The sequence below is a fragment of the Thalassolituus sp. UBA2009 genome (assembly GCF_002335285.1).
Lineage (GTDB): Bacteria > Pseudomonadota > Gammaproteobacteria > Pseudomonadales > Oceanobacteraceae > Venatoribacter > Venatoribacter alkanivorans.
Genome location: NZ_DDCJ01000163.1, coordinates 1 through 10,184 on the forward strand (window position 1 = coordinate 1; position 10,184 = coordinate 10,184).

Genomic DNA, 10,184 nt, shown 5'->3' on the forward strand with positions numbered 1-10,184 from the left:
GTAGAGCACAGAAATCAGCCCGGATGGAATATAGAGTGACCCCCAGTACACCGACATCATCGCGCCATATACGCCAAGGCTGCCGGCCAGGTAGCTCATTAATGCAGCCCGGTTCAGGCGCAAAGGCTGACGTAATAGCAAAAGAATGGGCAAAGATAACAGAGCGCTGAACCACATTCTCAGCGTCAGCGCGGTAAAAAAATCCAGACCATCCTGACTGAACTGGATGGCGATCGGTGTGGTGGACCAGATAAAGACCACCAATAAATAAGCAACAATAACAGGCATAACACAGACCCCGGAGAAGCAGAACACCGCCGGCGGCCCACAAAAAAGGCCGCGGGAGCGGCCTTTTAATGCAGAACAGATGTACTGACTAAAACGACCGTCGGAAACGGGCACGCACAACCATGGCGCGGCGGATTCGCTGCGGCGCGGCCATGATGGCGGAAGCTTGTTTCGGACAGATGACGTTTAACATTCAGATCAACTTATTCTGCTAATGAATCAGGGCCTGCTCATACGAGTCAAACAGGCTCTAGCACAATCGGCAGGATAGACTTGCCATATTCGTTATGCAAGCGTGGCGAAAGATGACTATCATTGGTGGACAATCAACAGGCTTGCATGTGAAATTTGCTAAGACAATCACAGATCGGGAATAATTCCCGGCAATGCATTTTTTATGTGCAGCCAACCAGGATCATCTGTTTAACAATAATTCAGGAATTCCAGCCATGACCAAACGTTCACTATTGGCAGTCGCCATCGCAACCCTCGGCATTCAGTCAGTCCAGGCAGCACCTTTTCTGCCAATGGATGCACGCGGTCTGGCAATGGGTAACACCGGTGTTGCCAGCGCCAAGCGCGCACATGCTCCGGCCTACAACCCATCACTGCTGTCCCAGGCATCTGAGGACGATGACTTTGCCCTGCTGTTCCCTCAACTGGGAGTGAGCGTGGCTGATGAAGAAGAGCTAATTGATGAAGCACAAACCATCAGTGATGATATTTTCCCGGCTTTTGAAAAAGCCGTCGATGGTGTTAGCGGCGGCTCAGCTGGCTTAAGTGCCAACCTGGACACCCTGTCTGGATCTGTTCAGAACTTGCTGAACGAGCTGGAAAAAGCAACTCCGGATCCAGCCCAGGTAAAAATCCTGAACGATATTGTGAAAGGTAATTTTGCTGCGGTAAATTCTGATCTGAATGTCACTGACAGTGCCGTTAATGACCTGACCGACTCTCTTTCACGTATTTCCGGCAACCCACTGTCAGCACGACTGGGCGTCGGCGGCGCCCTCGCTATTCCGAGCAAAAATTTTGCCGCTGCGGTATCACTTTCTGGCAGCGCCAACGTTTCTGCCCGGGTCAACTTTACCGACCGCGATTTGGATTTGCTGGGCAGCTACGTTCCAGCCGCACAGGCATACCTGAATAAAGCTCAGGATGTTACCAACGAGGTATCAGCAACTGTAGATGATGGTGTAGTAACCCCAGAGCAACTGGTACAACTGCAAAACTCAGTTGATGAACTTAAAGGATTTGATTACGCCACCACCGACGGCACGTCCATTATTGAAAATGGCGAGCTTACCGATGACGCCAGTAATGCTGACCTGACTTCTACCGCCGAAGTTGTGGCCGTCGCTGTCGCTGAGGTTGCCCTATCTTTTTCACGTGAATTCGATATCGCCGGAGAAAAAGTATCCTTCGGTCTGACCCCAAAACTGCAAAAAGTCAGCACTTTCCACTACGCCGATGAAGTTGACGGTTTTGAAGACGTCGAGTCTGATGACATTGAAGATTCACGCGAAGATTACAGCAAAGTAAACCTTGATATCGGTGCGTCCTATCGCTTTGGTAGCGAAGGTAACTGGATGCTTGGTCTGGTTGGTAAAAACCTGCTGGGCGGAGAGTTTGACTATGCGGATGTGGTAGTCACACCAAAGGATTCTAACGGCAACCCAGACCCACTGAAGCAACCGTACGTTATTAAAGGCGGCAGTGTTTCACTGGATCCGCAATTCCGTGCAGGTGTTGCCTACAACAGTGACTGGTTCAATATCGCAGCCGACATCGACCTAATGGAAAATGATCCTGTCGCCTTCGAAAATCCAACCCAATACGCTGCTATCGGTGCTGAGCTGGATATTTTCAGCACACTGCAGCTGCGTCTGGGTTACCGCACCAATATGAGCGTGGCGGATGCAGACATGGTATCCGTTGGTTTTGGCCTGTCGCCATTCGGTATCCATCTGGATATCGCCGCCATGGCAAACCCAAGCGATCCTGAGAAAGAAGCAGGCGTTGCTCTGGAAACCGGTTTCTATTTCTGATTCCGGTCAGGCAGAACCCGGCAAAGGTTCTGCTCTGATGCCCGAAAGGCTAAACTTAAAAGCCGTCACAGTTTTGTGACGGCTTTTTTATTGATGGAATATTCGTTATGCAGATTTACCTTGTCGGCGGCGCGGTACGCGACCAGCTACTGAATCTCCCGCTGAAAGACCGTGACTGGGTTGTTGTCGGCAGCACACCGGACGAGCTGCTGGCTCAGGGTTTTCAGCAGGTCGGTGCCGACTTCCCGGTATTTCTGCATCCGCAAAGCCACGAAGAATACGCCCTGGCCCGCACCGAACGGAAAAGCGGTCAGGGTTATCAGGGTTTTGACTGCCGCTTCAGTCCGGACATCATGCTGGAAGAAGATTTACTGCGCCGCGACCTGACCATTAATGCCATGGCGCAGGACGATAATGGCAATATTATTGACCCTTACCGTGGCCAGTCCGATCTGCAACAACGCTTATTACGCCACGTATCACCGGCGTTTGCTGAAGACCCGTTACGGGTGTTACGCGTCGCCCGTTTCGCTGCCCGTTTTGCTCCTCTGGGCTTCCGTGTTGCCGACGAAACAATGACCCTGATGCGTAATATGGTAAACGCTGGCGAACTGGATCATCTGGTGGCTGAACGTGTCTGGAACGAGACTCAAAGGGCACTGGGTGAAAAGCAGCCGGAAGTGTATTTTCAGGTACTGCGCGACTGCGGTGCATTAAAGGTCTGGTTCGCTGAGATCGATGCCCTGTTCGGCATTCCGCAACCGGAAAAACATCATCCGGAAATTGATTGCGGTATTCATGCACTGCTGTCGTTAAAAGCCGCAGCACAACTCAGCGACAGCATGGCTGTACGCTGGGCAGCCTTAAGTCATGATCTGGGTAAAGCACTGACACCAGAAGAAGAATGGCCACGCCATATTGCCCACGAAGCGCGCGGTAAAAAGCCGTTAAAAGCCCTGCATCAGCGCCTGAAAGCACCGCGGGATGCAGCAGAATTAGCCGTGCTCAGCAGCGAATTTCATACCCACGTACACCGAGCCTTTGAACTGAAAGGCAGTACACTGAATAAAGTTTTTAATCAGCTTGATGCCTGGCGCAAAAGTGAGCGTTTTGAACAGTTTTTACTGGTCTGCGAGGCGGATGCCAAAGGCCGTACCGGGCTGGAAAATGAGCCTTATCCACAGGCCGGTTATATGCGTGCGGCACTCAAAGAAGCGCTGAGTATTAATGCTCAGGATATGATCGCCCAAGGGCATCAGGGCGCAGCAATAAGAACCGCACTGAACGAAGCGCGGGATAAACATCTGCAACACTGGAAAACACAGCAGCAACTAAGCGCTGAATAAAACTGGTGTTAAAAACCGCTGTTAAAACCCGTCTAGCCGCGGGCAATGGAATTCTGGCTGGCGCGTACCGGATACAACGGCTGGTCGGTTAATGCCGGCCAGTAATGCGTCAGTGGTGTTCCGTCGGCAGGATCAACACCGTCAGGAAAAATATCCAGCAACGGACGTAAAACAAAAGCAAATTGCTGAATATCAGAGCGCGGTAATTGCAGCCCGGCAAACTCACCGGCCAGATCATCAAACAATAAAATATCGATATCCAGCGCACGGGATGAATATTTCACCGCATCAGCGCTGCGGCCAAAATCAAATTCCAGCTGTTTTAAACCGGCCGCAAGTTCCGCCAGAGAACAGGCGCACTCAATTTCAACCACCAGATTAATAAAGTCCGGGCCGTCGAACCCCATGGCCGGGGAACGATACCAGGGCGACACACGCAGCAATGAATACTGCAGACTCAGGCGCGCAATACCAGCCGCCAGATTCTGCTCAGCATCGATATTGGAACCTAAACCAAGGAACACCCGCGACATCAGCGCTTGTCTCCTGCCGGCTGGTCACCGCGTTCGATATACAGACCAACCGCACGTGCCTGTGGTACAACCGCCGGTTTTTCTACCTGAATGCCCAGCCAGGGCATACCAAACTCTTTGCGCAGCGCCTCAGCCAGACGCTCCAGCAATGATTCCAGCAGCTGGAAATGCTGCTCGCGCACAAAGCGCTCAATAAATTCGGTGACGGCCTGATAATTTAACGCGTGCATTAAATCGTCGGTGGCAGCTGCCAGACGAATATCCCAGGCCATTTCCAGATCAAAAATCAGCGGCTGGCGCACCTGTTTTTCCCAGTCGTAAACGCCGATAACGGCATCGACTTTCAAACCGCGGATAAACACCTTATCCATGTTCAGCACCACTTTCTGCGTTAGCGTCAGGCGCAACACAATCTACCGGCGTCAGACTGGTCATCGGCCAGCGCGGTACCACCGATACCGCCAGATCCGACTGCTCGCCAGCCACTAAACGCTGGGTTCCGGCATAAGCAATCATGGCGCCATTGTCGGTACAGAGTTCCGGCCGCGGGTAAAATACCGCGCCGCCCAGAGCTTCTGCGGTGGTACGTAATTTTTCGCGCAGGCGTTTATTAGCACCGACACCGCCGGCAATAATCAGTCGATTGATACCGGTTTGCTGCATCGCCCGTTTGCATTTAATCGCCAGCGTATCGACCACCGCCGCCTGAAAACAGGCAGAAATATCTGCTTTATCCTGATCCGCCAATACACCATCGACGGCACATTCAAGAATGGTGGTACGTACCCGGGTTTTTAAGCCACTGAAGCTGAAATCCAGACCAGGACGATCGGTCATCGGGCGCGGGAATTTAAAGCGTTTATCATCGCCCTGAGCCGCCAGAGCACTCAGCGCCGGACCGCCGGGATACGGCAGCCCCATCATTTTTGCAGCTTTATCGAAGGCTTCACCGGCCGCATCGTCAAGGGATTCGCCCAGCAGGCTGTAACGACCAATACCATCGACCTGCACCAGCTGAGTGTGTCCACCGGATACCAGCAGCGCAATAAAAGGGAACGGCGGCGGATTATCTTCCAGCATGGGTGCCAGCAGGTGGCCTTCCATATGGTGAACACCAATCGCCGGCAGATTGAGTGCCCAGGCCAGGCTGCGGCCCAGACAGGCACCAACCAGCAAAGCACCAACCAGACCAGGGCCTGAGGTGTAGGCCACACCATCCAGATCTTTCAGTGTCAGGCCGGCTTCATCCATCACTTCACGGATCAGGGGTAATGCTTTGCGCACATGGTCACGGGAAGCCAGTTCCGGCACCACGCCGCCATATTCGGCATGCAGTGCAATCTGAGAGTAAACCCGGTGCGCCAGCAAACCCTGCTTGCTGTCATACAGGGCGATGCCGGTTTCATCACAGGATGTTTCCAGACCTAAAACCCGCATAAATAATCTCTTCTCACACGATCTAACGAAGGGGCGCATGATACTGCCGCACCCCAGCCTGCGCCAGCCGCAATTCCCCGATCGGCCGGGATGCCCCGCCGGGGGCGCAGGAAAGACAGGATAATCTCCGCTACTCATCGGCCAGAACCCAGCAAATACGCGGGCTGCCGGTTGCCCGGGGTCAATCTGCAAACTACTCTTTGCAATCCACGGACAAAGGATTTAGAATGCCCGCCCTCTAACTGGGGCCTGTGGTTTCCCCATAAACAGACTGATTTAAAACGTAGGTGATTGGATGCCAGCTGTAAAAGTTAAAGAAAACGAACCGTTTGACGTCGCACTGCGTCGCTTCAAGCGTTCTTGCGAAAAAGCAGGCGTACTGTCTGAAGTACGTCGTCGTGAGCACTACGAGAAGCCAACCTGGATCCGTAAGCGCAAAGCGGCTGCCGCTGTTAAGCGTCACTTGAAGAAAGTGCAGCGCGAACAGCGCAAAATGACCCGCCTCTACTAAGAGCCGGGTTACGGGAAGGAAGGAGACCGCATGAGTACTCTGGTTGCTACCATTAAAGACGCTGTTAAAGCGGCAATGCGCGCCAAAGAAAAAGAGCGGCTGAATGCTCTGCGTTTAGCGCAGGCAGAATTCAAACGCGTTGAAGTCGATGAGCGAATTGAAATCGACGACGAGCGTGCTCTGGCCATTCTCGACAAAATGACCAAACAACGTCGTGACTCCATCGCGCAGTATTCTGCCGCCGGACGCGACGACCTGGCAGCGGTCGAGCAGTACGAAATTGATGTACTGAGCGAATTTCTGCCGGAAGCCTTGAGCGAAGAAGAGTTGGCCAAACTGGTGGCTGATGCGATTGCACAGTCCGGTGCTGCTTCAATGCAGGACATGGGCAAAGTCATGGGCATCCTGAAACCACAAGTGCAAGGTCGTGCCGATATGGCACAGATCAGTCAACTGGTGAAGTCTCAACTGGGCTGATTCTGCTCTGCAGGCAATAGAAGCGCTACTCATCCCGGTGTGTAGCGCTTTTGTCGTTTATACGGCTTAATCAAATATACGCTCAGCAACAGGCACCGCATTTATGGCAGGCCGCATACCCCAGTCTTTTATTGATGATCTGCTCGCCCGCGTCGATGTAATCGATGTGGTGGACAGTCGTGTCAAACTGAAAAAGACCGGCAAAAACTACTCCGCCTGCTGTCCTTTCCATAACGAAAAGTCGCCGTCGTTTACCGTCAGCCCGGACAAACAGTTTTATTACTGCTTTGGCTGCGGCGCTTCCGGCAGCGCGCTCAAATTCGTGATGGAATTCGATGGTCTGAGTTTTCCCGATGCCGTGGAGAAACTGGCCACCCAGGCCGGTATGGAAGTACCGAAAGAACAGGTCAGCTTCGAAGCCCGCCAGGAACAACAACACCAGCCACTGTTCGACCTGATGCAGAAAGCCGGTGACTATTTTGAAAAAATGCTGCGCAGCCATGAACAGCGCGGCAAAGCTGTCGATTATTTAAAAAACCGTGGTTTATCCGGCAAGGCAGCCAAATTCTTCGGCATCGGCTACGCCCCGCCCGGCTGGGATAACCTGCAGAATTTTCTCGCCGCCAATGGCGAGCGCGAGCTGATTAAGCAACTGATCAGCTGCGGTATGCTGATTGAAAAAGAAGACGGCCGCACGTATGACCGTTTCCGCGACCGCATTATGTTTCCGATACGCGACGCCCGCGGCCGTTATATCGCCTTCGGTGGCCGCGTACTGGGTGACGAAAAACCCAAATACCTGAATTCACCGGAAACCCCGATCTTCCAGAAAGGCCGCGAGCTTTATGGCCTGTATGAAGCGCGTAAAATCCGCCAGAAGCTGACCCGTATCGTCATCGTCGAAGGCTATATGGATGTGGTCGCGCTGGCCGAATTCGGCATTCATTACGCCGTGGCCACCCTTGGCACCGCTACCAGCGAGCACCACCTGCGGCGCTTATTCAAAGTCGTGCCGGAAGTCATTTTCTGTTTTGACGGCGATCAGGCCGGACGCACCGCCGCCGCTCGGGCGATGGAAACCGTATTACCGGTACTGGAAGACGGCGTGCAGGCACGCTTTCTGTTTCTGCCCGATGGCGAAGACCCGGACACCCTGGTTCGTCAGGAAGGCAAAGATGCCTTTGAACAACGTCTGAATCAGGCCGTGCATCTGCCGGAATTTCTGTTCGACCACCTGAAAGAACAGGTCGACTTCGACACTCTGGATGGCAAAGCACGCCTTGATCAGCTGGCCGCCCCGTTAATTAATAAACTGCCGAAAGGCATGTTGCGCAGCCTGATGCGCAATAAACTGCGTGACGAACTGGGCGCCGACAGTGTCGCCCTCGACCGCCTTGAGTCATCACCACCAGCAACAGCCGCCGTGGCGGAACAGGCACAATACGAAGAGCAGCTGCCTTCTTATCTGGATGATGAGCGGCACGAACCGCAGCCGCCGCATCAGGATCACAGTGCCGACACCCTGGCGCCACTGGTGCATAAAGCGCTGACCGCACTGGTCAAGCAGCCATCACTTTCAGCCGAACTCGAACTCCCCGACACCGAGCCGGAGAGTGAGTACGAACGCCTGCTGATTGAAGTGCTGCGCAAACTGAAACAGGCACCGCAGCAAAGCAGTGTTGGTCTGCTTATTCAGTGGATCGGTTCGCCCTATCAGGCAGAACTGCAGCAACTGGCCGACAACCCCAACAGCCAGATGAAACCGACCGCGGCCGATATCGCCGTGGTGCTGAAACAGATGAGCGCGCGCAAACTCAGCGCCGAACTGCGCACTCTGACCAGCAAATTTGAACGCGGCGAGAAACTCAGCGACGAAGAAAAAGCCCGTAAACGCGAACTGCACCAGCAACTGCACAGCATTAACAAAAAGCGTGCGCGCATTTACGCCCGGCACTGAAAACAGACACTGAACAAAAAACAGACAAAGTGGCCGCAAAACAGCAAAGAAAACGGCCGCAGGGGCTTGAGATTTAACCAACAGCCCTTATATACAAAGAACTTCTGAATCCGGACAACAGCCGCTTTATAATGCTGCCGGATTCAATAAACGACTGCAGCAGCGCAGCAACCAACGTGACAGAGCCAAGAGGCCAGCATCGGCACATCCGGGCATATTTTCGCCAGGCCGATTTCCCACGTTAACTGACCTTGCTGAAGATAGTGAAGCAAGCAACCGAACCCTGCGGTTACAGGCACCGGCATCCGCAAAAACAGCGGAACCTAACGTCGTGCCTATGGCCTAAAGATCGGTTAAAAGTTATACTTCGGCGTTTTTCTTCCGCCTTAAAAAACGGAACACAGGGCTTCTATGTCAGCGAACACGCAACAATCCCGTCTTAAAGAACTTATCGCCAAAGGCAAAGAGCAGGGTTACCTGACTTATGCTCAGGTAAACGACCACCTGCCGGACGATATTGCCAATCCGGATCAGGTCGAAGACATCATCCGCATGATCAACGATATCGGTATTCCGGTATCTGAAGTTGCGCCCGATGGTGACTCACTGTTTATGTCTGATGCCGCCGATGACGCCGCAGCAGAAGAAGCGGCCGCTGCCCTGGCTCTGGTTGAATCCGACGTTGGCCGCACCACCGACCCTGTGCGTATGTATATGCGCGAAATGGGTACTGTGGAACTGCTGACCCGCGAAGGCGAAATCGTGATCGCCAAGCGTATCGAAGAAGGTATCCGCGAAGTGATGTCCGCCCTGGCTTACTATCCGGGCGCTGCGGAAACCATTCTGAACGCATTCAGAGAAGCGGAAGAAGATCCGAACCGCGTTGGCGATATTTTCTCCGGCTTTATTGATCCGTCCGATGTTGATCCTGAGCCAGGCCCACAAGCCGGTCCGGAAGCCGCTGCTGCCGCAGAAGAAGCCGACGATGACAGCACCGATGACGACGACAGCACCGATGACAGCGAAGACAGCGGCATCGACATGGCCGAAGTTACCCGTCGTTTCGATGAAATCCGTGCAGCCCATGACGCCATGGAAAAATCCCTGGCCAAAAATGGTCGTGCGCACAAGAAAACCGAAGAAGCCCTCGCCAAACTGGCCGAGCTGTTCGCACCCATTAAACTGACGCCAAAATACTTCGACTCACTGGTTAACAGTGCACGCGATGCCCTGGATCTGATCCGTACCCAGGAACGCCAGATCATGGTGATGATGACCCGTAAGTGCGGCATGGACCGTAAAGACTTCATCAAAGAATTTCAGGGTAATGAAGTCAGCAACGAATGGATCGATGGCCTGATCGCTGCCGGTCACAGCTACTCGAAAAAACTCGACACCTACCGTCTGGAAATTTTCCGTTCGCAGAAGAAAATCCGCGCCGTTGAAGAACGCGTTGGTCTGAGCATTCCGGAAATTAAAGAAGTTAACCGTCGCGTATCCATCGGTGAAGCCCGCGCCCGTCGCGCCAAGAAAGAAATGGTTGAGGCCAACCTGCGTCTGGTTATTTCCATCGCCAAGAAATACACC

At 53.4% G+C, this 10,184-nt stretch carries 10 protein-coding genes; 6 read left to right on the forward strand and 4 right to left on the reverse strand.

All coding sequences use genetic code 11. The features are described from left to right. Positions 1–288, reverse strand: a 288-nt coding sequence (locus tag B3P58_RS20200; protein WP_286720173.1) for an EamA family transporter, incomplete at its 3' end; no start/stop codon positions are given. Positions 289–737: 449 nt separating this feature from the next. Here B3P58_RS20200 and traF point away from each other — a divergent pair. Both traF and B3P58_RS20210 read left to right on the forward strand, forming a co-directional pair. Beyond that, complete coding sequence (traF, locus tag B3P58_RS20205; RefSeq protein WP_286720175.1) at positions 738–2,336, forward strand: conjugal transfer protein TraF; 1,599 nt, start codon at positions 738–740, stop codon at positions 2,334–2,336. A 107-nt stretch (positions 2,337–2,443) separates the two neighbouring features. Then, a complete protein-coding gene (locus B3P58_RS20210) occupies positions 2,444–3,682 on the forward strand; it encodes a multifunctional CCA addition/repair protein (protein ID WP_286720179.1) in 1,239 nt (412 codons plus the stop codon). A gap of 32 nt (positions 3,683–3,714) precedes the next feature. Here B3P58_RS20210 and folK read toward each other — a convergent pair whose 3' ends face one another. Genes folK through tsaD form a run of 3 tightly spaced genes read right to left on the reverse strand, consistent with a single transcriptional unit; the run spans position 3,715 to position 5,652 of the window. Next, the gene (gene folK / locus B3P58_RS20215) at positions 3,715–4,215 is read right to left on the reverse strand and encodes a 2-amino-4-hydroxy-6-hydroxymethyldihydropteridine diphosphokinase (protein ID WP_286720182.1); all 501 of its coding nucleotides are present in this window, start codon (positions 4,213–4,215) and stop codon (positions 3,715–3,717) included. After that, entirely contained in the window at positions 4,215–4,586 is a 372-nt protein-coding gene (gene folB / locus B3P58_RS20220; protein WP_145466427.1) for a dihydroneopterin aldolase, read from the reverse strand. The genes folK and folB overlap by 1 nt, the downstream gene beginning before the upstream one ends. Then, entirely contained in the window at positions 4,579–5,652 is a 1,074-nt protein-coding gene (tsaD, locus tag B3P58_RS20225; RefSeq protein ID WP_286720186.1) for a tRNA (adenosine(37)-N6)-threonylcarbamoyltransferase complex transferase subunit TsaD, read from the reverse strand. The genes folB and tsaD overlap by 8 nt, the downstream gene beginning before the upstream one ends. A 295-nt stretch (positions 5,653–5,947) precedes the next feature. Here tsaD and rpsU point away from each other — a divergent pair, with 295 nt between their 5' ends. From rpsU to B3P58_RS20245, 4 genes are all read left to right on the forward strand, one after another. Continuing rightward, on the forward strand, positions 5,948–6,163 hold the full coding sequence (gene rpsU / locus B3P58_RS20230) for a 30S ribosomal protein S21 (protein ID WP_145466429.1): 216 nt from the start codon (positions 5,948–5,950) through the stop codon (positions 6,161–6,163). 30 nt (positions 6,164–6,193) lie between these two features. Next, positions 6,194–6,640 carry a GatB/YqeY domain-containing protein gene (locus tag B3P58_RS20235; protein WP_145466430.1) on the forward strand — a complete coding sequence of 149 codons (447 nt, stop codon included), beginning with the start codon at positions 6,194–6,196 and terminating at the stop codon, positions 6,638–6,640. Between the two features lie 103 nt (positions 6,641–6,743). Then, positions 6,744–8,597 (forward strand): DNA primase, encoded by a 1,854-nt coding sequence (gene dnaG, locus B3P58_RS20240; RefSeq protein WP_145466431.1) that lies wholly within the window; start codon positions 6,744–6,746, stop codon positions 8,595–8,597. Positions 8,598–9,008: 411 nt separating this feature from the next. Next, a partial coding sequence (locus B3P58_RS20245; RefSeq protein ID WP_286720192.1) for an RNA polymerase sigma factor region1.1 domain-containing protein occupies positions 9,009–10,184 on the forward strand: 1,176 nt, incomplete at its 3' end.

Coding starts and splice junctions, on each gene's coding strand:
- tsaD (WP_286720186.1), bottom strand. CDS start 5,652: ATGCGGGTTTTAGGTCTGGAAACATCCTGTGATGAAACCGGCATCGCC.
- B3P58_RS20210 (WP_286720179.1), top strand. CDS start 2,444: ATGCAGATTTACCTTGTCGGCGGCGCGGTACGCGACCAGCTACTGAAT.
- folB (WP_145466427.1), bottom strand. CDS start 4,586: ATGGATAAGGTGTTTATCCGCGGTTTGAAAGTCGATGCCGTTATCGGC.
- rpsU (WP_145466429.1), top strand. CDS start 5,948: ATGCCAGCTGTAAAAGTTAAAGAAAACGAACCGTTTGACGTCGCACTG.
- folK (WP_286720182.1), bottom strand. CDS start 4,215: ATGTCGCGGGTGTTCCTTGGTTTAGGTTCCAATATCGATGCTGAGCAG.
- B3P58_RS20235 (WP_145466430.1), top strand. CDS start 6,194: ATGAGTACTCTGGTTGCTACCATTAAAGACGCTGTTAAAGCGGCAATG.
- dnaG (WP_145466431.1), top strand. CDS start 6,744: ATGGCAGGCCGCATACCCCAGTCTTTTATTGATGATCTGCTCGCCCGC.
- traF (WP_286720175.1), top strand. CDS start 738: ATGACCAAACGTTCACTATTGGCAGTCGCCATCGCAACCCTCGGCATT.